This is a genomic window from Pseudomonas sp. Mn2068 (assembly GCF_049319725.1).
Taxonomy (GTDB): domain Bacteria; phylum Pseudomonadota; class Gammaproteobacteria; order Pseudomonadales; family Pseudomonadaceae; genus Aquipseudomonas; species Aquipseudomonas gingeri.
The window spans coordinates 243,599-266,208 of the sequence record NZ_JBMOUG010000005.1 but is presented as its reverse complement, the minus strand read 5'-3'; the positions used below and the strand labels follow the sequence as shown (position 1 = coordinate 266,208).

18 protein-coding genes and 1 pseudogene are annotated in these 22,610 nt (G+C 65.8%); 6 read left to right on the top strand and 13 right to left on the bottom strand.

Translation table 11 applies throughout. From position 1 onward, the window contains the following. Positions 1-61 precede the first annotated feature (61 nt). The 3 genes and pseudogenes from ACL9RJ_RS14335 to ACL9RJ_RS14325 all read right to left on the bottom strand — a co-directional run. Positions 62-1,051, bottom strand: a pseudogene (locus tag ACL9RJ_RS14335) (methyl-accepting chemotaxis protein); the annotation flags it as partial. 171 nt (positions 1,052-1,222) lie between these two features. Beyond that, positions 1,223-1,903 carry an FMN-dependent NADH-azoreductase gene (locus tag ACL9RJ_RS14330; RefSeq protein WP_422765380.1) on the bottom strand — a complete coding sequence of 227 codons (681 nt, stop codon included), beginning with the start codon at positions 1,901-1,903 and terminating at the stop codon, positions 1,223-1,225. A 117-nt stretch (positions 1,904-2,020) separates the two neighbouring features. Further along, entirely contained in the window at positions 2,021-3,439 is a 1,419-nt protein-coding gene (locus tag ACL9RJ_RS14325) for a PLP-dependent aminotransferase family protein (RefSeq protein ID WP_422765379.1), read from the bottom strand. Between the two features lie 124 nt (positions 3,440-3,563). Here ACL9RJ_RS14325 and ACL9RJ_RS14320 point away from each other — a divergent pair, with 124 nt between their 5' ends. The 4 genes from ACL9RJ_RS14320 (at position 3,564) to ACL9RJ_RS14305 (ending at position 6,339) form a co-directional block, all read left to right on the top strand. Next, positions 3,564-4,019 carry a carboxymuconolactone decarboxylase family protein gene (locus tag ACL9RJ_RS14320; protein WP_017128973.1) on the top strand — a complete coding sequence of 152 codons (456 nt, stop codon included), beginning with the start codon at positions 3,564-3,566 and terminating at the stop codon, positions 4,017-4,019. Positions 4,020-4,081: 62 nt separating this feature from the next. Next, complete coding sequence (locus tag ACL9RJ_RS14315; protein ID WP_017128974.1) at positions 4,082-4,402, top strand: DMT family transporter; 321 nt, start codon at positions 4,082-4,084, stop codon at positions 4,400-4,402. 114 nt (positions 4,403-4,516) lie between these two features. Then, positions 4,517-5,734 (top strand): MFS transporter, encoded by a 1,218-nt coding sequence (locus tag ACL9RJ_RS14310; protein ID WP_178990446.1) that lies wholly within the window; start codon positions 4,517-4,519, stop codon positions 5,732-5,734. Positions 5,735-5,859: 125 nt separating this feature from the next. After that, positions 5,860-6,339: an AAA family ATPase gene (locus ACL9RJ_RS14305; RefSeq protein WP_017128976.1), complete on the top strand. Its 480-nt coding sequence runs from the start codon at positions 5,860-5,862 to the stop codon at positions 6,337-6,339. 56 nt (positions 6,340-6,395) lie between these two features. Here the strand turns inward: ACL9RJ_RS14305 and ACL9RJ_RS14300 are convergent, their stop codons facing one another. After that, positions 6,396-7,124: a murein L,D-transpeptidase catalytic domain family protein gene (locus ACL9RJ_RS14300; protein ID WP_370590958.1), complete on the bottom strand. Its 729-nt coding sequence runs from the start codon at positions 7,122-7,124 to the stop codon at positions 6,396-6,398. 143 nt (positions 7,125-7,267) lie between these two features. Here ACL9RJ_RS14300 and ACL9RJ_RS14295 point away from each other — a divergent pair, with 143 nt between their 5' ends. Next, positions 7,268-8,842, top strand: coding sequence for a L,D-transpeptidase family protein (locus tag ACL9RJ_RS14295; RefSeq protein WP_422765378.1), 1,575 nt, complete (start codon positions 7,268-7,270; stop codon positions 8,840-8,842). 17 nt (positions 8,843-8,859) lie between these two features. Here the strand turns inward: ACL9RJ_RS14295 and ACL9RJ_RS14290 are convergent, their stop codons facing one another. Next, on the bottom strand, positions 8,860-11,199 hold the full coding sequence (locus ACL9RJ_RS14290; RefSeq protein WP_422765377.1) for a tetratricopeptide repeat protein: 2,340 nt from the start codon (positions 11,197-11,199) through the stop codon (positions 8,860-8,862). 215 nt (positions 11,200-11,414) lie between these two features. On the opposite strand from ACL9RJ_RS14290, the gene ACL9RJ_RS14285 reads away from it, so the two are divergent. Beyond that, positions 11,415-12,086: a DUF3313 domain-containing protein gene (locus ACL9RJ_RS14285; RefSeq protein ID WP_177127608.1), complete on the top strand. Its 672-nt coding sequence runs from the start codon at positions 11,415-11,417 to the stop codon at positions 12,084-12,086. Between the two features lie 170 nt (positions 12,087-12,256). On the opposite strand, the gene ACL9RJ_RS14280 is transcribed toward ACL9RJ_RS14285, so the two are convergent. The 8 genes from ACL9RJ_RS14280 to ACL9RJ_RS14245 all read right to left on the bottom strand — a co-directional run bounded on the left by ACL9RJ_RS14280 (position 12,257) and on the right by ACL9RJ_RS14245 (position 22,603). After that, positions 12,257-14,776: a fused MFS/spermidine synthase gene (locus tag ACL9RJ_RS14280; RefSeq protein WP_422765376.1), complete on the bottom strand. Its 2,520-nt coding sequence runs from the start codon at positions 14,774-14,776 to the stop codon at positions 12,257-12,259. Between the two features lie 69 nt (positions 14,777-14,845). Further along, a complete protein-coding gene (locus ACL9RJ_RS14275; RefSeq protein ID WP_422765375.1) occupies positions 14,846-16,432 on the bottom strand; it encodes an arylsulfatase in 1,587 nt (528 codons plus the stop codon). 78 nt (positions 16,433-16,510) lie between these two features. Next, complete coding sequence (locus ACL9RJ_RS14270; protein ID WP_422765374.1) at positions 16,511-17,557, bottom strand: HAD family hydrolase; 1,047 nt, start codon at positions 17,555-17,557, stop codon at positions 16,511-16,513. After that, on the bottom strand, positions 17,554-18,609 hold the full coding sequence (locus ACL9RJ_RS14265) for a hypothetical protein (RefSeq protein ID WP_422765373.1): 1,056 nt from the start codon (positions 18,607-18,609) through the stop codon (positions 17,554-17,556). The genes ACL9RJ_RS14270 and ACL9RJ_RS14265 overlap by 4 nt, the downstream gene beginning before the upstream one ends. After that, a complete protein-coding gene (locus ACL9RJ_RS14260) occupies positions 18,606-20,186 on the bottom strand; it encodes a VWA domain-containing protein (RefSeq protein ID WP_422765372.1) in 1,581 nt (526 codons plus the stop codon). The genes ACL9RJ_RS14265 and ACL9RJ_RS14260 overlap by 4 nt, the downstream gene beginning before the upstream one ends. Beyond that, complete coding sequence (locus ACL9RJ_RS14255; RefSeq protein WP_422765371.1) at positions 20,186-21,178, bottom strand: vWA domain-containing protein; 993 nt, start codon at positions 21,176-21,178, stop codon at positions 20,186-20,188. The genes ACL9RJ_RS14260 and ACL9RJ_RS14255 overlap by 1 nt, the downstream gene beginning before the upstream one ends. Further along, positions 21,165-21,656 (bottom strand): DUF4381 domain-containing protein, encoded by a 492-nt coding sequence (locus ACL9RJ_RS14250; protein WP_017128986.1) that lies wholly within the window; start codon positions 21,654-21,656, stop codon positions 21,165-21,167. Before ACL9RJ_RS14250 ends, ACL9RJ_RS14255 begins: the two co-directional genes overlap by 14 nt. Continuing rightward, a complete protein-coding gene (locus ACL9RJ_RS14245; protein ID WP_178992537.1) occupies positions 21,653-22,603 on the bottom strand; it encodes a DUF58 domain-containing protein in 951 nt (316 codons plus the stop codon). Before ACL9RJ_RS14245 ends, ACL9RJ_RS14250 begins: the two co-directional genes overlap by 4 nt. Positions 22,604-22,610: the final 7 nt, after the last annotated feature.

Sequence of the window (22,610 nt, the reverse complement as noted above, 5' to 3'; positions counted from 1 at the left end):
CGGCGGCACTGGCGATCTGCACCACGCCATCGCGCAGGCCGCCGATCAGTTCGCGCAGGTTCAGGGTCATGCGTTGCATGCTCAGTTGCAGCATGCCCAGTTCGTCGCGGCGCGAGACCACGGCATCGTCGGTCAGGTTACCGCCGGCCACGCGTTCGGCGCGGCGCAGGGTTTCCATCAGCGGGCTGACGATCAGGCGGGTGATCACCCAGGCGGCGATAATCCCCAGCAGCAATGCGGCGAGGACGGCGCCACCGAGCAGATTGCGGGCATTCAGGACATCGTCGAGGCGCTGGTCGATCTGGTCCTGCGACAACTCCTGGGTCGTCGCGAGCAGGTTCTTGATATCGCCATTGAGCTGCACCTGGGCGCTGTCGGCCTTGGTCTGGGCATCGCTGAACAGGCCGACGGTCGCGCGATAGTCGACCATGGCCTGTTGCAGGCGCTGCACACCGTCAGCTTCGGCGGCGGGCAGCAGGGTGCCGAGGGTCTTGATATAGGCGATGGCCTGGTCGATCGCGTCCTTGGCCGGTTGTTGCAGCTCGGCCTTGAGGCTGTAGCTGTAGCCGCGCAACTGGAAGCGCGCCTGCTGGACCACGGTCTGCGCTTTCACCAGGTCGTCGATCTGGGCCTGGTCGCCGATGGGCGAAGTGGCGATCTCCATGAGCTTTTTCAGTTCGGCCACGGCGTCGTCGGCGTGACCGCCAAACACCGAGCGAGTGGCATCGCGGGCCTGGACCGCCTGGGTGAAATCGTTGAAGTGGGCGCGGTAGCTCTTGACCGTGGTGATCGCCGTTTCGAGGTAGGGAATGCTGACCGGAGAAACAAATACCGAACGGCTGTGGGCCAGGTGGCTGTCGAGGCTGTCCAGCAGTTTGACCACCGCCGCGGCGCGTTCGGCATCCGGGTTGAGGCTGTAGTAGAGGTGACCGTTGCGCATGTCCCGGGCGAGATCGTTGAGCTTGGCGATATCGAGGATCCGGTCGCTGCGTTCACTCAGCGACTTGATACCCAGCCAGCCGGTTGTCGCGATCAACAGGGTCAGCACCATGACGATCCCAAAGCCCAGGGCGAGCTTGGCTCTGACGCTTATGTTCTCCAGCATCCTGTTAATGGGGGCAAGCATTGAACAATCTCCGCCGGTACGAACCGCTGATAGGAGGGCGCCTGGCCCTCGATTGATTAGGTCACAGCAGAGGTATCGGTCGGGAAAATTGAAACTTTATGTTTCCGGATGGCTGGTTGCGTGTTTCTGTGCGAGGGGGCCTGGAGCCGGCGGCTTGGTGAGATGGTTCAGTACGTGGTGCACCACGGCCTGTTGCGCTTTTTCCCGCCGCAGGTCCAGGGCGTCCGGGTGCTGTGCCGTGCCCTCGACACTGAAAAATGTCACATCGAGCAGGCCGATGGTCGCCAGTACGGCTTTCAGGTAGGGCCGCAGGAAGTCTGGCTGCTGGGCGTTTTCGCTGGAGAAGAGGCCGCCGGAGGCGATGGCCACCAGCACGGGACGGTCGCGCAGAGTGCCGACCTTGCCGGCGGGGGTGATGCGGAAGGTCCGGTCCACCTGGACCACATGGTCGAGCCAGGCCTTCAGCGTCGAGGGCACCGTCAGGTTATGCATGGGCGTGGCGATCACCACGTAGTCGGCACTTTCCAGCTCGCGGATCAACTGTTCGGATTGCAGCAGGGTGCCGCTCGCGCCCAGGGTATCGGCAGGTTCCCTGCGTTTGCTCGAAGCCTGTGCATGTGCGCCATCGATATGCGCCAGTGCGCCGACACCCCGTTCGGTGATCACGACGTCATGACCGCGATGATGCTCGATCAGCTCGTTGATCAGGGTTTGCGAAAGCCGCTGGCTTTCCGAGGCGCGGCCCCTGGGGCTGCAGGTCACGTGCAGTACTCTCATGGATGAATCCTTTGCTGGCTGGCTGTCAGAATGGCCATGATGGGGGCTCCCGGCCCCCTGAAGAAGATCCAAGAACCGTCTGTTCGAATAGGCCATGAGCACGCTGGCGGGTGTGCGCTAGAGCAGTTCCAGGATGCGTTTGCCCATCTGTTCCGCGTGCGCCTGCGAGTCGATGTTAGCGAACCCGAGCAGCAGGGCTGGGCCGGTTTGCCCCTCGATGTTCCATTCGCTCAGGGCTTCGGCGTAGATGCCGGCCTGTCGCAGGCGGGCCACCAGCGCCCGGTCGCACTGCTGCGGCGCCAGTCGCAGGATCAGGTGCATGCCACCCGGCTGGGCATCGATCCGCACCTCCTGGCCCAAGGCCTTGTTCAAACCCCTGACGGTCGCTTCCCGGCGTTCGGCGTAGAGTTTGCGCATGCGCTGGATATGCCGGGCGAAGTGGCCTTCGCTCATGAACGTGGCGACGATGGCCTGGGTGAGCTCCGGGCAGTTGCCGAGAAACATCTGGCCAACCTGTTCGAAACGTTCCACTTGTGCCGGGGGCACCACCAGGTAGGCGATCCGGATGCCAGGGAACAGCACCTTGCTGAAGGTCCCGGCATACAGCACCCGACCCTCGCGATCCAGGCTCTTGAGCGCGGGCAATGGCCGGCTGACGTAGCGGTACTCGCCGTCGTAGTCATCTTCGACAATCCAGGCCTGCTGGCGGCCGGCCCACTCCAGCAGTTCCAGGCGCCGGGGCAGGGACAGCGATACGGACAGCGGGCTCTGGTGGGCCGGTGTGACCACCGCCGCGCGGGCGGCGGGGGAGCGTTCGATGCCGTCGCCGACCCGCATGCCATCCTGGTCGACCGCGACCGCGACCGTTTCCATGCGCAGGTACTCCAGCAGTTGTCGGGTCGGCGCATAGCCCGGGTCCTCGACCAGCACGCGGTCTCCCGGTTCGAGCAGGGCATGGGCGATCAGCGCCAGGGTATTGCGATAGCCCGAGGTGACGAATACCTGGGAGGGCAGGCAGGCGATGCCCCGTGCCACCTGCAGGTAGCTGGCGATGGCCGTGCGCAGGGACTCCAGGCCGAGCACCGAGGGGTTGGCCATGTCGGCGATCTGCGTGGCACGCACGCAGCGTGCGCCCAACTGCGCCCAGATTTTCCGGGGAAAGGCGTCCAGGGCCGGCAGGGCCATCTGAAACGGCAGGACCGGTGCCTTGTGCCGGATCGACAGGCCTTCGACCGGGTTGGGTCCCTGGTCCGGATGGCTCTTGAGTACCGGGCTCCTGATGTCCGGTGATACCACCGTGCCGGCCTGGCCCCGGGACTGGATGTAGCCCTCGGCACTGAGCAGGGAATACGCGGTGTCGATGGTGCCACGGGCCAGGCCCAGCTCCTTGGCCAGCGCCCGCGCGGCGGGAATCCGTTCGCCGGGGCTGAGCAGGCCGTCACTGATCGCCCCGCGAAAGCGCCAGTAGAGCTGACGGTAGACGGGCTCCTTCGAATCGGGATCGAGGGGGGAGAAACGCGGAGTCGGTCGGGTCATGGTCGCTATGGTTCTGGAAGAGAATGGCTCATGGCCTATAACTAAAGGCTAATCATGGATCTTTTTCAATGGGCCAAGTCGTCGCAGGATAGAACCCTTCAAACAGCCAATACAAGGATTCATCATGACTCAACGTCTCGACTACGCTACCGCTTCGCCCGAAGGCTACAAGGCTTTTGGAGGCGTCTATGTGTACCTGCAGAAGTGTGGTTTTTCCGCCGAACTGATCGATCTGGTCTATCTGCGGGTGTCTCAGCTCAATGGTTGTGCCTACTGCATCGACATGCACACCCGTGACCTGCTCAAGCTCGGCGTGGCCGTCGAGAAACTGGTGCTGGTGCCGGTATGGCGCGATGCCGGAGCGCTGTTCAGCAACCGCGAGCAGGTGGCCCTGGCGTGGGCGGAAACCGTGACCCGGGTCGCCGAAAGCGGCGTGCCGGATGCCGACTATGCCGCGGCGGCGGCCGAGTTCAGCGACAAGGAACTCGCCGACCTGACCTATGCCATCGGGCTGATGAACGCCTTCAACCGCTTTGGCGTGACCTTCCGTTCGACTCCCGTGGCCGCTGGCAAGGCCTGATACCCACCCCGTGGCGCCCGACCCCTGGCCTGGCGCCCACCACTTCGAAGGAATTGGCATTTATGGCATGGGCACTGTTGGGCATTGCCGGCATTCTCGAAATCGCCTTCGCCTTCTTCATGAAGGGCTCCGAAGGTTTTACCCGCCTGGTCCCCGGGCTGCTGACGGTTGCCTGCGGCCTGTCGAGCGTCGTCCTGCTCTCGCTGGCGCTGCGCACGTTGCCGGTGGGGACGGCCTATGCGGTGTGGACCGGGATCGGCGCGGCAGGCACCGCGATACTGGGCATGGCGTTGCTGGGCGACTCGATGGCGCCGCTGCGCATCCTCTGCATCGGCGTGATCCTGGCGGGGGTTATCGGGCTCAAACTGGTCTCGACAAACTGAACCGGGAGCATGACGGGTTTCGCGCCTTGAGCGATACTGGGAGGCTTTCGCCCCAGGGCGATATCGAAATCAGGTCCGTGCCGGAGTGCGCGGGCCGCAAGGAGCCGGATCAGGATGTTGGCGGTACTCAGGCGTTACCCGACTTCGGTCAATCTGCTGTTGGCTTCTTCGTTGATCCTGACCCTGGGACGGGCCATCACGCTGCCCTACCTGGTGATCTTCCTGTCCTCGCAGTTTTCCCTGGGGATCAGCGAGATCGGCCTGGTGGTCGGCATTGCGCTGGTGGCGGGGTCGCTGCTCAGCGTGTATGGCGGCTACCTGACGGACAAGGGTTCCAGCTTCCACCTGATCCTGGGCTTCACGGCGCTGTTCGTGCTCGGTTTTATCGGCATGTGCATGACCCACCGGCTCTGGCTGTTCTTCATATTCCTGGTGCTGTTCAACTTCGCCTACTCGGTGATCGACGTGGTGGTCAAGGCGACCCTGGGCCGCGTGCTGCCGGAAGCGGAACAGGCCAGCGTGTTCTCGGTGCGCTACACGCTGATCAATATCGGCTATGCGGTCGGGCCGTTTATCGGCGCGGGCCTGGCGCACCTCGATATGCGCTTGCCCTTTGTGGTCTCCGCCCTGTTGGGCGTGGTGTCATTGCTGACCTACTACAACTTCGGTGACCGGCAGCTCAGCCCGGTCGATCGGGCCCGGGCGCCGGTGTCCTTTATCGGTGTGGGCCGGATCCTGCTGCGTGACAAGCGCCTGGTCTGCTTCACCCTGGGCGGCCTGCTCAGCGCCGTGGTGTTCGGCCAGTTCACCGCCTATCTGTCACAGTTCCTGGTGACCACCGGCACCCCGGAGTTCGCCTACAGCATCATCAGTTCGGTGGTGGCGGTGAATGCGGTGGTGGTCATCTGCCTGCAGTTCGTGGTGGGCAAACGCATCAGCCAACAGCACCTGAACCTGTGGCTGACAGCGGGCTTCAGCCTGTTCCTGCTCGGGGTGACCGGGTTTGCCCTGTCGAGCACGGTGCTGCACTGGTCGCTGGCCATGGCGGTGTTCACCCTGGGGGAAATCATCGTGTTTCCCGCCGAGTACATGTTTATCGACCGTATCGCTCCCCAGCACCTGCGCGGCATGTATTACGGCGCGCAGAACCTGTCCACCCTGGGCGGTGCGCTGGGCCCGGTGCTCTGCGGTTTTGCCCTGGCCTGGTGGGCGCCGCATTTCATGTTCTACATGCTGGCGGGCTTTATCATCGCCGGCGGCTGTTTCTACCTGATCGGCGCCGCTTATGCGCGCCAGCACGATGCCAGTGAGGCAAGCCGCGGGCAGGGGTGACTCGGGAGCGTCGTGGCGACTCAAGGGGCAGGGCCTTATCGGCAGGATGGGGTTGTCTGCATCTATTGTTGCCCGCGTCCCGGTCACTGGGCATTATCCGGGGTTCTGATCAAGGAGTGAGAACCATGGCCCAGCCCCGGCTGCACCTGATGTGCGGCAAGATCGCCTCGGGTAAGTCCACCCTGGCGAGAACCCTCGCCGAGGCCCACGACGCCATTCTGCTGGGCGAAGACCCGTGGCTGGCCACCCTCTATCCGGGGGAGATCGCCTCGGTGGCCGACTATGTCCGTTGCGCTCGGCGAATTCGCGGCGTGCTGGGCCCGCTGGTCACCGGGATGCTGTCGAAGGGCCTGTCGGTGGTGCTGGATTTTCCTGCCAATACGGCCGCTGATCGCCTGTGGCTGCGGGCCCTGGCCGACGAGGCCGGGGCCGGCCACAACCTGCATTTCATCGATCTGGATGATGCCACCTGCCGGGCTCGCCTGCATGAGCGAAACGCCAGGGGCGATCATGACTTTGCGGCAACGGATGCCGAATTCGACCTGATCTCCAGCTACTTCAGCGCCCCTGGGGAAACCGAAGGCCTGGAGATTGTCCGCTATTAGCGCGACTTGCACTCGCCCGGCGGCACGTTATCGACCTGGCGCGGTTCGCCGCGGCTTCAACCGCCCTGGGTGCCGCTGGCACTGGCCATCTGCTGGGGCTTGCAGTTGAGGTAGGGCGAGGACTTCAGCCAGCGTCGGTCGGGATACCAGGAGAACATGAACTGGCCGTCCTTGAGCTTGTCGACCACCTGTCGCGCCACCTGCGGGCGCACGGCGGGACAGCCCTGGCTACGGCCGATGCGACCTTCGCGCCTGCTCCACAGCGGGCTGACGTAGTCGGCGGCATGAATCACGATGTCACGGTCGCGGGCGAGGTCATTGAAGCCCGGCTCCAGGCCGTCCATGCGCAACGAGTAACCGTGGGTGCCCTCATAGCTTTCCTGGGTCCGGAACAGGCCCAGGCTCGACTGGTAGCTGCCCATCCGGTTGGAGAACCGGGTGGCGAAGTTTTCCCCGGATTTCTGCCCATGGGCGACGAGGTCACGCAGCACCAGGGTTCTCTTGCGCAGGTCGAAGATCCACAGGCGCCGCGCCGTCGAGGGTTGCGAGTAGTCGATCACGGCTAGGCGTTCGGATTGCCCATGGCCCTGATTGATCGCGCATTGCATGGCGTTCAGGGCGCTTTTCAGCACCAGGGGGTTGAGTTCCGGCGCGGCGTGCGCGAGGCTGCCATACAGCGTCGGTTTCGGAGCGCTGGCGGCCAGGGCAGAACTGCCGGGCGCGGCCAGGGTCATAATGAACAGGCTCAGAATGCTCAGGCAGAGTCGGTAGCAAGATGTCAGCATATAGGGAGCGTCTCCGCCGTTGGTGCAGGCCTGCGCATCCCATCGGTCCCGGAACAGCACGATCACGGGCTGCCTTGAGGGCTTGTCGCCTCTGTCGTAACTATAGACCGCCCATGGAATGACCGTGGATTGGAGCCAAGCCTTTGTTCAAAAAACACGCATGTTACTTGAGCATTTGCCTGCTCGTTGCACCGCTGGTCGCGACGGCGGAGGATCTGCCTGTCGAGCCGTCGACGCCGTTGCAATCGGCGCTGGCACAGTTGTCGACCGACTGCCCCGCGCTGGCGGTGCAACTCGATGCGCCGGCACGTCTGCGCCTGCAGGCGTTCTATCTGCAGCACGACAATGTGCCGCTCTGGTCCGGCAATGACCGCCTGTCGGCGTTGCAGGCGCAACTACCGTTGCTGGCCGATGACGGCCTCGATCCGGCACGCTATCCGTTGCCCCGTGACACCGATGCGGGCAATGCGCTGTGCACCGATATCGAGATCAGCCGCCAGTACCTGCAAGTCCTGCAGGACCTGCATTTCGGTCGCCTGTCTCAGGCCCGTTTCGAGCCGGTCTGGCACTCCCAGCCGGCCGCGCAGGACGCGGACGCCCGGTTGCTGACGCTGGCCGCGACCGGGTTGCAGGATATGGCCCGGGGGTTCGCTCAGGCGCGGCCGAATGCCGAGCTGTACCTCAGCCTGCGGCGCATCTACGCGCAACAGCGCCTGCAGCCACTGCTGCATTGGCCAATGGTGGCCGGCGGCCCCTTGCTGCGTCCGGGCATGGAGGACCCGCGGGTGCCGGTATTGGCCGAGCGGCTGTTGGCCGAAGGCTACCTGCAAAGCCTGCCCGGCGGTCCGGAAAAGACCTACGGCGAAGAACTGGCCGATGCGGTCAGGCAATTCCAGCTGCGGCATTCGCTGCAATCCGATGGCGTGATCGGACCGGGCACCCTGACCGAGCTGAATATCAGCCCGGCGCTGCGCCGCGAGCAGTTGCGCATCAACCTCGAACGCTTTCGCTGGCTGGCGCCGGACCTGGAGCCCGAAGGCGTGCTGGTGAATGTCGCGGCGGCGCAGTTGAGCGTCTACCACGAAGGCGCGCCGATCTGGCAGACCCGCCTGCAGGTCGGCCGGGCCGAGCGGCAGACGCCGCTGTTGAAATCGCGGGTCACCCGCCTGACCCTGAACCCGACCTGGACTGTGCCGCCGACCATCCTGCGCGAAGACAAGCTGCCGGCCATCCGCCTGGACCCGGCGGCGTACCTGAGCCAGCAGAACCTGCAAGTGCTGGACAGCGAAGGCCATCCGCTGGCGGCGGACAGCATCGACTGGGAGCGGCCGGGCAATATCCTCCTGCGCCAGGAAGCCGGTCCGCGCAACCCGCTGGGCAAGATCGTCCTGCGTTTTCCCAATCCGTTCTCGGTGTACTTGCACGACACGCCCAGCCAACCCCTGTTCGCCAAGGGGCCCCGGGCCTTCAGCTCGGGCTGCGTGCGGGTCGAGCAACCGCTGCACCTGCGCGACCTGCTGTTGACCCCGGTGGAGCGGGCCAGGACCGACGAACTGCTGGCCAGCGGCACCACCCACGAGTTCCGCCTGGCGGCACCGGTGCCGATCCTGCTCGGCTACTGGACGGTCCAGGTCGACGGTGACGGCGCCTTGCTCTATGCGCCGGATATCTATGCACGCGATCCGCTGCTGTTGAAGGCCTTGGGCAGTTCGTCCTGAGGCCGTCTTTCATGTCGCTATTTCAACGCAGGGTCCCCCGGATTGAGTTGTTTCCAGGCCTGGAGCAAGACCTGGGCCTTGGGTTCGTGGCCGTTTTCCAGGTAGTACTGGATCAATGAGAGCCGGGCATTGCGCTGGGTCGGCTGGTGCTTGAGCAGCGTTTCCAGTTCGGCGCAGGCGGCCTCGACCTGGCCGCTGTCGTGCAGCGCCACCGCCAGCACATAACCGTACTGGGGATTCTGCGGTTCCAGGCGTGCGGCCTTGCGCAGGGCCGGCAGGGCCTGCGCGGTGTTGCCGGCGCGGATCAGCGCCAGGCCCCGGGCGTGTTGCAGTAACGCGGCATCGGGGTGTTCCTTCAGGGCCTGGTCCAGCCGTTGCCCGGCCTCGCTGCCGCGTCCGTTGGCTTCCAGCCATTGCACCAGGGTCACCAGCGCCGGCAGGAAGTCCGGATCGCGCAGCAACGCGGTCCGCAGCAGTGCCTCGACCTGGGGGCCGCGGCCGGTGGCCTGATACAGCATCGCCAGGTTGAGGCTGGCCTCGGCGCGTTCCCTGAGGCTCGACTGCACCTGTTCGTACTCACCGATGGCCTTGTTCCAGGCCGGCTGGGCGGCGCCCAAGCCGGTGGCCGAAGCACCCAGCAGTTCGCGTGCGGCGCTGATGCGCACGGCCTTGACCGGGTCTTCGAGCAGCGGTGCCAGCAGGGCCGTGCGCTCGGCCGGCGGGACAAAGGCGCTGACGGCGCGCAGGGCACTTTCACGCACCTGCGGTTCACCATGGGCCAGATCCTTGCTGGCGAGTTTCAAGGCCTGCTCACTGGGGTAGGACGGCAATTCGGCCAGCAGGGTGGCGCGCTGGATCGCCGGCAGGTTGCTGCGTTGCAACTGTTGGTAGAGGGCCTCGGCCGCGCCGGGGCGACCGTCACGGATCAACAGCAGACTCTTGTCGTAACGGGGGGAGGCGGGTGCCGAGCTGTCGTGCCAGAGCTTGAACTGCGCGGTGACCTTGTCGCCCGCCGCTCCCTGGTGACAACCCAGGCAGGCATCCGGCGTGCCGAGGACCCTGGCCCGTTCCGGGTTGGGAATACTGAAGCTGTGGTCATGACGAAAGTCGTTGCCCATATAGAATTTGCCCGGCATATGGCAGTCGGTGCATTGCGCTCCCGGCTGGCCGGGTTGATGCCGATGGTGCTCGGGCGAGTCGTAGTCTTTTGCGTGCAGGCCACGGCCGTCGACACCGGCGACGGCACTCTTGCCCGAGGGGTTGTGGCATTGCAGGCACACGCCATTTCCCGTGGCCTTGAGTTCACCACTGTGGGGGTTGTGGCAGTCGCTGCAACGCACGCCCTTGTCGAACATCTTGCTCTGCAGGAACGAGCCGTGCTCGAACACCTCGTCCTTGATCTTGCCATCGAGGGCATAGAGTTCGCGGGTCAGCACGCTGGGCAGGTAGTCGTCCATCAAGCGCTTGCCCACGGTGTAGCCGTCACCCAGCGGGGCACGACGGGCATGGCAGCGGGCGCAGGTCTCGATCTCGACGGTAGCGTCCTTGCTGGCGAGGTCGACGGCGAACCCCTTGTGGATCAGGTCGCTCTTTGCGGCTGTCCATTGCAGGTGATTCGACGCCGGGCCATGGCAGGCCTGGCAGCCGACGCCGAGGCTGTTCCAGTGGCTGGCGAAGCGGTTGCCGGCGGCGTCGAAGTTGCGCTGGTAACCGGTGGTATGGCACTCGACGCACATGAAGTTGGCGTTCTGGCTCGGCTTGCTCCAGTGCAGCGGGTTCTTGAAGTCCACGCCCTGGCCGGGGTAGAGGTGGAACCAGCGGTGCTTCTCGGTATCCCAGGCGACGCCGAGGGCCTGCAGGCGGCCACCGGGGGCTTCCAGCAGGTACTGCTGCAACGGCGCGATGCCAAAGGTATAGGCGACCTTGAAGTCGGCGGCGACACCGTCGGCGCCCTGGGTGTTGACCCAGAAGTCCTGGTCGCGACGAAAGAAGCGGGTCTGCTGCTGTTCCAGGTTCACGCTGACATCGGCGAAGTCGCCCAGTACCGTTTCCGCTGTTGCCGCCTGCATCGCCAACTGGTGGTGGGAACCTTGCCAGTCCTTGGCCTGGGGCGCGTGGCAGCCCTGGCATTGTTGTTCGTCGACCATTTGCGCGACGGGAGCCGCAGGGGCCTGCGCCACCGCTGGCGGGCCGGCAGGGGGCGCGGAGGGGAGTGCCCGTACGGGCGTGCTGTCTTGCAGGGACCACCAGATGCCCACGGTCACCAGCAGCAGGAGCGCGGCGGTGACGGGGAGCAGGTAGCGGGACAGGCGCGAAGGGGAAGCGGAGGGTGCGGTTTGTTTTTTTTGCTTGGGCATTGATACATCCGTTGTCCAACTGCATTGACCCGCCAGGCGAGCATCGACGCTGGGTCCAGCTTTGACGGCGCGGCGGCTCCTGTCAAATGAGCTTTGAGAAATGGCCCACATTGCGCGCGCAATAATCGACATTTTCGGGCCGGCGCGGCGTTCCTTGGCTATACCTACCTTTCCCGTGCCGGCAGCGGTACCGGCTAGCCAGAAGGAGTTTCGGCATGAAGTCAGGATTCATGATCAGTGCGCTGTGTATCGCCTCCCTTGCCGTGGTCGGCTGTTCGAGCCAGTCCGCCCAACCCGATCACTACTCGGGGTTTCTCAAGGACTACAGTCGCCTCAAGGAAGAGAAGAGCCCGTCGGGTGTCGAGGTGATGCGCTGGATCGATCCCAAGCTCGACGTAGGCAAATACACCAGTGCCTATATCGAACCCACCCAGTTCTATCCCGCACCACAACCCACCGTGAAAATTCCCCAGGCGACCCTGCAGGGCATCACTCACTACTATGACCAGGCACTCAAGCGTGAGCTGAGCAAATCCCTGCCCCTGGCCAATGGTCCGGGCCCCGGCGTGGTGGTGGTACGCGCGGCAATCACGGCGGTGAGCAGCAAGACCGAGAGCCTCAAGCCCTATGAGCTGATCCCGGTGGCGCTGGTGGCAGCGGCGGTCAGCACCGCATCGGGGATTCGTGACCAGGAAACCACCCTGGGCACCGAAGCCGTGTTCCTCGATGGGCAGAACCAGGCAGTGCTCGCCGAAGTGGTCCGCCAGGGCACCGGCAAGCCGCTGGAAAACGACAGCCAGGTGATGCAACCCTCCGACGTGAAAAACGTGATCGACGGCTGGGCTTCGGACATGCACCAGTCGTATCTCAAACTCAAGAACCGGTAACAGTCGGCTTGCCGGCGATGGCGTCCGAGAGGTTGATGCAAGACCTCCCTGGCCTCATCACTGGCAAGCCAGCTCCCACCTTGTTCGAGTTGTACCTGATGTTTGTGTAAGACGAGAAAACCTGTGGGAGCCGGCTTGCCGGCGATGGCGTTCGTCTGGGCCGCGGATGACTATCGGGCCTGTCCGCCGAACCAGCGGTAGTACGGATTGCCCGGTTCGTCGCGCATCACCTCGCTCATCTCCCGGGCCCAGGCCTGGCGATCCCCTGCATAGGCGTGCAGGCTGGCGCGGTAGAAACGCATCAGGTTCTGCTGGTAACCCTGCAGGTAATCGGTGAACAGCTTGTCCGCATTCTGCAGGGGGATAGGCTGGCGCAGGTCGAGCAGGGCTGGAAGCACCCGGCTGATTTCCCCGGCACGGACCCAGGGCGCGTATTCGATCGAGGGCCGGTCATCGGTCACGGCGGCTACTTCGCCAGCAAAGCGTTCCAGGCCGCTACGGTCGGTGACCCAGGTCGCCAGCAGCGCGCTGGCCGAACTGATGCCCACGTCCTGCAGGGCACTGCGCACCGAGGGCCGGTCGAAGCGTTCGGCGATCCGTGTCGCGTCCAGTTCGATCGGTTGCAGGGAACCCACCAGGAGCATTTCGTGGAACTCGCTGGTCCACAGCGTGGCATGGGGAAACACGTCGAGGAAACTGCGTACCAGGGCCTGTGAGTCCTCGATGTTCTGCGTCGGCAGCGGCAACCACTGGGCCAGCAGGCCGTCTTTTTCCAGGCGGCTGGCGGCCAACTGGTAGAAGTCCCGGGAGTAGAGGTTGACCACGCCGACGGCGGAAGGTGGTGGGGGTTCGAGGGTGATCAGGTCGTAGCGTTGCGGGTTGCGCAGCAATTCCTGGCGCCCGTCGCGCAGGCGGATCTGCAGGTTCGGGTCGGCCGTGGCCTGGAAATTACCCTTGAACAACGGCGCGGCGGCGACCACCGTCGGCAGCAGTTCGGCGACGACGCGCTGGTGCAGCGACGGGTACTGCAACAGCGCGCCGGCGGTGATCCCGGTGCCGAAGCCGATCACCAGGGCGGAGTCCGGTTCGCCGCGATGGATCAGCAGCGGCAGCAGCGCCTGGATGCGCATGTAACGCAGCGACGGCATGGCGTCGCCGGTGTTCGACACGCCCTGGATATACAGGCGCTGGAACTGCCGCTGGCCACTGCCCTGGGTGACCACGGCGACGGTCCCGCCACGGCCTTCCTGGTAGAACGCCAACTGGCCGTTGCGGGCTCCGGGCAGTAGTTCGGCCAGGCGATCCACGGGTGTCAGCCAGGCCACGGTCAGTGACAACAGGCCGAGGACCACCACGCCCTGACGATTGCCCTTGCGCAACGCACGGCCCCGGCTGACAGCCAGGTAGCCGACCGCGGCGGCGATCAGCGCCAGCACGCCGAGGGTGCGCACCAGCCCCAGCCAGGGAATCAGCACGAACCCGCAGAGCATGACCCCGACAATGCCACCGAGGGTATTGAGCGCCACCACCTTGCCGACATCGCGGCCGACCTGGCGTTGTTGCACGCCCAGGCGCAGGGCCAGGGGAAAGGCGGCGCCCAGCAGCAGGGTCGGGACAAACACGATGCTCAGCGCGGCCACGGCAAAGCGGCCGCTCATGCCGGCCAGGGGCGTGCCGCCAAGGGCCAGCACCATGGCTTCGGCCTGGGTCTGCAGGAGCACCAGCCAGCGACCGAGCAGGGCGATCTCCAGCAAGGCAATCAATCCGGCGGCGCTGATCAACCAGCCGAACACGCCCCAGGGATCGCGCAGGCGGTCGACCCGCCGGGCCATCAGGCTGCTGCCCAGCACCAGCCCGGCGAGGTAGGTCGCCAGCACCACGGCAAAGGCATAGGTGCGGGTGCTCATGAACTGTACGATGGACTGCGACCACACCACTTCATAACCCAGGGCCACGCCACCGGCGACGGCGTACAGCCACATGGCCAGGCGCGCCGGCGGTTGTTCGGCCTGGGCCCGTTCCGGCACTGCTGGCGGCAGCGGGCGCTCGCGACGCAGCAGCCACAGCGCGCCGGCGGCCGCCAGCAGGTTGAGCAGGGCGGCGGCCATGGCGCTGCCGCGCACGCCGAGGCTGGCGATCAACACAAAGGCGGCCAGCAGGGTGCCGACAATTGCCCCGGCGGTATTGGCGGCATACAGGCGCGCGCCGGCCCGGCCCAATTGTTGCGGATCGGCGGCCAGGGCCCGCATCAGCACCGGCAGCGTGCCGCCCATGAGGAAGGCCGGAATCCCCACCAGGCTGAAGGGCAACAGCCAGGCGGCCAGGCCCAGTTGCTGCTCAAGCCAGGCGAACGGCGCGGCGGCCTGGCCGAGGCTGACAGTGGCGGCGATGCCGAGCACGGCGACCAACAACTCCAGGGCGGCGTACAGCAGCAGCGGCTGCGCCATGCGGTCGGCCCAGCGGCCGAACAACAGGCCTCCCAGTGCCAGCCCGGCGAAAAAGCCGCTGATGCCCGTGGTGATCGCATACACCTCGACGCCGACCACCAGCGACAGTTGCTTGATCCACAGCACCTGGTAGACCAGGGCCGCCGCACCGGAAACGAACAGCAGCAGGGCAGGCAGGCGCCAGGTCGTCGCGACGGGGGCGGACTGGGCCGATGACAGGGTGGCGCTGCGAGGTACGGACATGGTGCGGTTGCCTTGTGCTGGGGGACTCGATAGGGCCGCCCGCCGTGGTGGCGGGCGGCGGTCCTGCCATTACTCTTTGGGTTGCGCTTTCATCTTCTCGGCGATCTTTGCATCCACCGCCGCGCGGATCTGGTCGATGCTGAAGCTCGCCGGTTTCTGGCTGGGTGGGTACTCGATAAAGGTCTCGAGGAACTTCGCCGACTTGGTCACTGCAACGCCCGCCAGGTAGACGTTCTTGGTGTTCCAGTCGTAGAACTGGTCGGACACCACGTCTGCCCGCTCATACGGGTCCATCCGCAGGTTGAGGATCTTCGGCACCCGCAGGCACACGAACGGTTCGCTCCAGACCCGGAAACCGCCCGGCTCGCGCTGTTCGCAGAACACCACCTTCCAGTTGTCGAAGCGCATCGACACCAGCACCCCGTCGTCGTTGAAGTAGTAGAACTCCTTGCGTTCACCCTTGGGTTGCTGGCCGGTCAGGTAGGGCAGCTGGTTGTAGCCGTCCAGGTGCACCTTGAAGCTGGTGCCGCCGGTCACCGGTGCCCAGCCCTTGAGCAGCTTGTCCTTGACCCCGGCATCGCCGGCAGCCGCCAGCAAGGTGGGGAACCAGTCCATGCCGGAGAACATTTCGTTGGAGACTTCGCCGGCCTTGATCTTGCCCGGCCAGCGGATGATCGCCGGCACCCGGTAGGCGCCTTCCCAGTTGGAGTTCTTCTCGTTGCGGAACGGCGTGGTCGCCGCGTCCGGCCAGGAGAACTGGTTCGGCCCGTTGTCGGTGGTGTAGACCACGATGGTGTTGTCGGCGATCTTCAGGTCGTCGAGGGTCTTGAGCAGCTTGCCGACATCGCCGTCATGCTCGAGCATGCCGTCGGCGTACTCGTTGCCGGGCATGCCGCTCTGGCCCTTCATCGAGTCGCGCACGTGGGTGAACACGTGCATGCGGGTGGTGTTCATCCAGACGAAGAACGGCTTGTCCGCCTTGGCCTGTTTCTCGATGAACGCCTGGGCGGCGGCGGTGGTTTCGTCGTCGATGGTTTCCATGCGCTTGGTGTTCAGGGCGCCGGTGTCTTCGATCTTGCCGTCGGCGAAACTGTGGATCACCCCGCGCGGAGAGTTGGCCTTGACGAACTCCGCGTCGTCCTTGGGCCAGTAGGGGCGTTCCGGTTCCTCTTCGGCGTTGAGGTGATAGAGGTTGCCGAAGAACTCGTCGAAACCATGGTTGGTCGGCAGGTACTCATCGCGGTCGCCCAGGTGATTCTTGCCGAACTGGCCGGTGGCGTAGCCCTGCGACTTGAGGGCCTGGGCGATGGTGATATCGCGCTTCTGCAAACCCACCGGCGCGCCGGGGATACCGACCTTGGACAGCCCCGTGCGCAGCGGTGTCTGCCCGGTGATGAAGGACGAGCGCCCGGCGGTGCAACTGTTCTCCGCGTAGTAGTCGGTGAACAGCATGCCTTCCTTGGCGATCCGGTCGATGTTCGGCGTCTTGTAGCCGACCACTCCCATGGAGTAGGCGCTGATATTGGTCTGCCCGATGTCGTCGCCGAAGATCACCAGGATGTTGGGTTTTTCGGCGGCCCCGGCGCCTGCCGAGAGCCCCATCACTGAAGCCGTCACCAGGGCGAGCTGGGGAAGCCACTTGCGTATGCCAGTCATATGACTTGCTCCTTTTGCGCTAGCTTGAGCCGTCCTGCGACGACCAACGTTTCTACCTTCCTGAGTTACGTTTTCCGCTTACTGCACTTGCTCGGTGGGGGCGGCCTCGAAGGGGTAGACCTTGCGCCAGGCGCTCGCCATGTCGACGACGGTCCAGCCCCGTTGGTTGGCCTCATCCAGGGCCTTGTCCAGGCGCCCTATGTTCGATTGCCGGTCATAGGCCCACTCGCGCCTGGCATCGGTGTGATGCACCAGGCCCATGAAGCGCTTGCCGCCGCCGGCGGCGGTCCATTGCAGCATCTGCAAGTCGCCGTCGGAGTTGCCGAAAGCCAGCAGCGGGCGGCGGCCGATGATCGCGTCGATGCTTTCCGGCTTGCCCGGGCCGTCGTCGTTGTGGGCCAGCTTGGCGGTGCGCAGGATCGACGGCGTGCCGTTGTCCAGCTGGAAGCGGGTGATGAAACCGGAGCCTATGACCTGCTCTGGTGGAATGCCGTACACGGTCTCGGCGAAGGCACGCATGAACGCGGTATCGCCGCCGGACACGATGTAGGTCTTGAAGTCTTCGCGGCGCAGGTAGTCGAGCATTTCCAGCATCGGCTGGTAGATCATCTCGGTGTAGGGCTTGCCGGTCTTCGGGTGCCGGGCCTGGGCCAGCCAGGTTCGGGCACGGTCGATAAAGGCTTCGGTGGTGATCCCGGTGTGAGTGGCGCCGATGATCTTCAGCAGGCCGTCCATGCCGCTGGCGGCCAGGGCCTTCTGATCGTTTTCCAGCACCGCCTTGAACGGTTGCTGGCTCTTCCATTCCGGATGCTGCGGGGCCAGGCGCCGCACTTCATCGAAGGCGAACAGCACCTGGAAATAGGCCGGCTGTTCGCTCCAGAGGGTGCCGTCGTTGTCGAACACGGCGATGCGTTCGGCGGGTTTGACGAAGTCCTTCGAGCCTTGCTCGGTGACGGCCCGGACAAACTCGATGATGGCAGCCTTGGCCGGGCCTTCCTGCCATGACGGCAACGGATCGGCGGCGGCCTGGGCCTGTAACGTGAGGGCCTGTAACGTGAGGAGCGACAACGTGAACAGCAGCGACAGCAGCCAGCCACGACGATAGAGCGGCGATGGACGGGTCATGGGAACTCCTTCTCCAGACGAGGATTGAGCGGGCGCAGGCCCGTTGAGCGATGGGCGCGCCACCAGCGTTGCCAGGCGCGGCCGCCGCGACGGGCCAGGGGCGGACCCAGGCGCACCAGCAACCCCAGCGCCAGCACGGCCAGGCCCCAGGTCAGCCAGTGTCGTGACAGATGGATACGGCCCTGGCGGGCCAGGGCCTGGACGTCTTCGGCGACCGAAAACACCGGGCGATAGTGCGTATTGGCGATGGCGTCGAAACTCACCGCCGGTACTTCGAGGGTGCGTGCCTGCCGGGTGGTGCTATCCCACCATTTGAGTTGCACCGCCGGCAGCTGGAAGTGGCCCGGATGCTCGATGCGGTAGCTGGCCTGGTCGACGCGCTGCCCGCCGTCGAGGTTGCCGCGGCCATCGTCGAGGTTGCTGATCGCGGGTGTCTTCAGGTAGCGGCTCAGGCCCGGCACCTGCTGCAGCACCGGTGCGGGCAAGGCCATGCCCGGTGTGCCGTCGGCTTGCAGGGTCAGTTCGCGGGTGACGCTGTCACCGACCGTGGGCGGGTCGGATGAATGGGTGATCTTTTGCGAAAGTCGCAGCCCGCGGGCCACCAGTACCGTTTCGCCCGGATCGAAACCCGGCGGTGGGCGGGCGCTGAAGTGCTGTGCCGGGATCTGCGCGCTGAGTTCGTGGCTGGCCTGGCCGGGGGTGGCCCGCACCGTCAGCGCCGGAATGACGAACTCGCCGGCTTGCTGCGGGGTGATCCGGTAGCTGTAGCGCAGGCCGAAGAAGGGCTTGCCCTCCAGCGTCAGGTTCAGGTGCTCGGCTTCGCTGCCCGGCGGCTCGACCTGGGCGCCTGCGAGTGTCAACGCGGGTAGATTCGCGGCACGGGTAAACCAGGTGTCGGTGAGTACATCGACCTGCAGGCTCAGGGTTTCACCGACTACCGCCGTGGTGCCGGGTTGCAGTCGGGCCTGTACCCGCAATTGCGGTTCCTCGGCCAGCACGGGCCAGGCCAGGGCGCAGAGCAGGGCGGTGATCGCCGGCAAGCGGGGGTTCATCGGCTTGCCTCCCGTTGGTCCTGCAGGCTGAATTTCTGGCGCAGGAAACGCGCCGGCGAGGTGCTGAGGTTCTGCAGCCAGAGTTCGTCGCTGGCTGCCTGTGGGGTCTGTACCTGTTGGGTCTTGCCCTTGCCGGCGGGTTTGTCGAACTGCACCTGGTCGGGCTTGACCTCGGGGGCGTTCTGCGCGGCGCTGTCGGTGTCTTTTTGCAGGGCGATGGCCAGGGCCAGGTTGGCGCTGGCTTCGGGGAACTGCGCTTGCAATTTCAGCGCCTGGGTGTAGGCGGCGATGGCCTGGTCGAACTTGAAGCGCCGGGTGTAGATATTGCCCAGGTAGAAATACGCGGCGGCGCTGTCCAGGCGGGCAAAGCTGGCCAGGGCCAGATCGTAGTCGGCGGCCTGGTAGGCGGCGATGCCTTTCCAGTACGGGTCGCTGAAATGCGCGGCGGCGGCCGGGTAGTGCTGCTGTTCGAAGGCCAGGCGGCCCTGTTGGTCGGGGGTGAGGAAGGCATCGGCCAGCACTCCGGCGCGAACCGGCGTCGGTGCCAGGCCGGCCGCCAGGCATAGCAGCACGGCGGCGCTCCAGTTCAGGCTCCAACCCCTGCGCAGGGTGAAAAACGCCAGCACTACCAGCGGCCAGCTCAACCAGTAGCCGGCGTCCTTCCAGCGCAGTTGCTGCTGTTCGGCGCTGGCGGCCTGGAAGTGCTGCCTGGCGTGCAACTCGACCCATTCCAGGTCTTTGTCGTCGAGGGTCAGGCTGCCCAGGGGGGCGTCGAGGGCCTTGGCCAATTGCTGCAATCCGGCGCGGTCGAAGCGCCCCAGTTGCGGACGACCGCTGCTGTCGGTGCGTGGTTGTCCGGAGGCATCGCGCAGGATGCCGCCGTCCTCGCTGCCGACCGTCAGGACCAGCACCTGCAGCAGACTACCGTTGAGTTGCCGGGCCAGCCCCGGCAATTGCGTGGTATCGGCGCCATCGGTGATCAGCAGCAGGCTGCCCGGCACCTGCTCGGCGGCCAGCAGGCGCCTGGCCTCATCGATTACGGCGGCGACGTTTTTCCCCGGATGACTGATCAGGTCGGTGCCCAGGGCCTGGACAAAGCTGTCGAGCAACGCCGGATCGTCCGTTGGCGGCAGTACCAGATGGGCGCTGCCGGCATAGGCCAGCAACGCGGTCTTCGCACCGTTGCGGCGCTGGATCAGTTCATGCAGCTTGTGCTTGACCGCTTCCAGGCGGCTGGGCGGGATATCGCCAGCGTCCATCGACGGAGAAAGGTCGACGGCGATTAGCAACGGCGCGCGGTTTTCCAGGAAGTCCGGCCGGTCCTGTTCCCAGGTCGGCCCGGCGGCGGCGATGGCCCCCAGCACCAGCAGGGCGCTGGCCAGGTGCACCGGGCGCAGGCGGTGCGGGTCGTTCGGGGTCAGTAGCAGGTGGGGCAGCAGGTGTGGGTCGATGGTCCCGCGCAGGCGCCGCTCCAGGCCCTGGCTGCGCCGCCAGAGCAGCGGCAGCAGCAGGCCGAGCAGCGCCAGCGGCAACCAGCCGGGACGAAGGAAATGCAGGGCCGCGAGGTCGATATCCATCAGCCCTCCTGCCGTCGACGAGCCGATTGCAACCGTGGTCGCAGCCAGGCGGCCAGGTGATAGAGCGCCAGCAGGCTGATGGCGGCGGCCACCGGCAGCCAGAACAATTCGCGCTTGGGCTGGTGGCTGAGGGTCTTGACCTGGTGCGGGGTCAACTGGTCCAGGGTGCTGTAGACCTGGTCCAGGGCCGTGCGGTCTTCGGCGCGGAAGAAGCGCCCGCCGGTGACCCGGGCGATCTGCTGCAGGCTGGCGAGATTGACCTTGGCTTCGCCGTCGGCATCCGGGTCGCCGATGCCGATGGTGTGGATGATCACGCCCTTGGCGGCGGCCATGGCCGCCGCGCGCTCGGGGGGAATGGCGCTGCTGGTGTCGTTGCCGTCGGTGAGCAGGATCAGCACTTTTTCGGGTTCATGGGCCTGCTCCAGCAGCTTGAGGCTCAGGCCGATGGCATCGCCGATGGCGGTGTCGGGCCCGGCCATGCCGATGCCGGTGTCCGCCAGCAGGATTGCCAGGCTGGCGTGGTCCAGGGTCAGGGGCGCCTGGGGATAGGCGCCGCTGCCGAACACGATGAGTCCCAGGCGGTCGTCGTGGCGCCGCTGGATAAAGCCTTGCACCACCTGCTTGACGGCGCTCAGGCGATCGACCTGGCGGCCCTCGGCATCGGTGAAGTCGCGGGTTTCCATGGACTGGGAAATATCGATGGCCAGCATCAGATCGCGCACCGGTTGCTGGTGCTCGATGGGCGGCTCGATCCACACCGGCCGGGCGAGGGCCAGCACCAGCAGCACCCAGACCACGGCGTTGAGCAGCAATTGCCCGCGGTTGCGGGTGCCGCCGGCAACGTCGGGGACCTGGCCGACAGCCTGGCTCATGGCGGCGAAGAACGGCACCCGCACGGCGCTGCGGGCTTCACGGTAGGCGGGCAGGTAGCGATAGCCGATCCCCGGCAGCAACACCAGCAGCAACAGCCAGGGGTAATCAAGCTGCCACATGATGATGCTCCACCCAGTGCCGGCACTGTTCGAGCAACTGTTGCCGTTGCTCCGGTGGCAGGGCCAGCAGGCGGCTGTCCGGGGCATAGGCCAGTTCCGCCAGTTGCCGGCTGAAATCGGCGGGCAACGGATGGCTGCCATGCCTGGCGAGAAAGTCCTGCCAGGGCTCGCCACTGAGCTGGGTGACCGTCGACGCGGGCACGCCGGGCATCGACAGGGCGACGCGCTTGAGCAGTTCGGGCAGTTCGCGTAACGCCGCCGGTTGTTCGAGGTGGAGCGACAAGTGTTCGAGCCGCGCCAGGGCTTCGCGTCGGTAGCGGTTCTGCCGCCAGCGCCAGTAGCGGCGCACGCCCCAGGCCAGCAGGCCGACCAGCAGCAACCCGAGCAGCACGGCCCAGCCCCAGGTCTGCGGCCAATAGCTGACCGGTGCGGGCAGGGCCATTTCCTGCAACTGGTCAAGGCTCGGCGGCGCGCTCATCGCCTGGCACTCCCCTGGCGACCGAGTTCGTTACGCAACTGCGTCGCGGCGGTTTCGGCGGTGCTGAACATCATCAGTGGCACCTGGCTGCGGCGCAGCAACTGGGCCACGTCCCGCAGGCGACCGCCGAGAAATTCGCCCAGGGGTTGATGGACCCGGCGCTGCTCCACGGCCAGCTCGACCTGCAACTGCCCCTGGGTCACCCGCAGCCGGCCCTGGTCGGGGACGTTGAGGGCCAGCGGGTCGTAGACCTGCATGGCGATCACATCGTTGTGCGCCGACAGTTGCCGCAGCCATTGCAGGGTACGCGGCCCGGCACCGGCGAAGTCGCTGACCAGGCAGATCAGGTGGTCGTGGCCGGCGAGCGCGGCGCAGTGCTGCAGGACCTTGTCCAGTTGGTCCTGGCCTTCGCTGTCGGGATTGCCGGCGTGCAGCGCCTGGTTGTGTTCGACGATCCGGCTGCACAGAGCCTCGATCCGCTGGCGGCTACGCAGCGGGGCGACACTGTCGATACGTTGATCGTTGAACACCAGGCCGCCGACCCGGTCGCCGGCGTTGAACACCATCCACGCCGCCAGGGTCGCCAGTTCGGCGGCGATGGCCGACTTGAAGCTGCGGCGCGAGCCGAAGAACATCGACATGCGCTGGTCGACGACGATCAGCGCCGGGCGGTCGCGTTCCTCGGTGAAGGTGCGCACCACCGGTTTGCCGCTGCGCAACGAGGCGCGCCAGTCGAGGTGGCGCAGGTCATCGCCGGGTTGATAGCGGCGCAGTTCGTCGAAGTTCAATCCGCGTCCGCGCAGGCGCGAGGCATGGTTGCCGGCCAGCAGGCTGGCTCGCGGCTGCCGGGCGAGAAAGCTCAGGTCGCGGGCCTGGGCCTGCAACGCCATCAGTTGCGTCAGCGAGACATAGACCTGGCCATCTGCTTCCCGACGTGGGCTGGACATGGGCTGC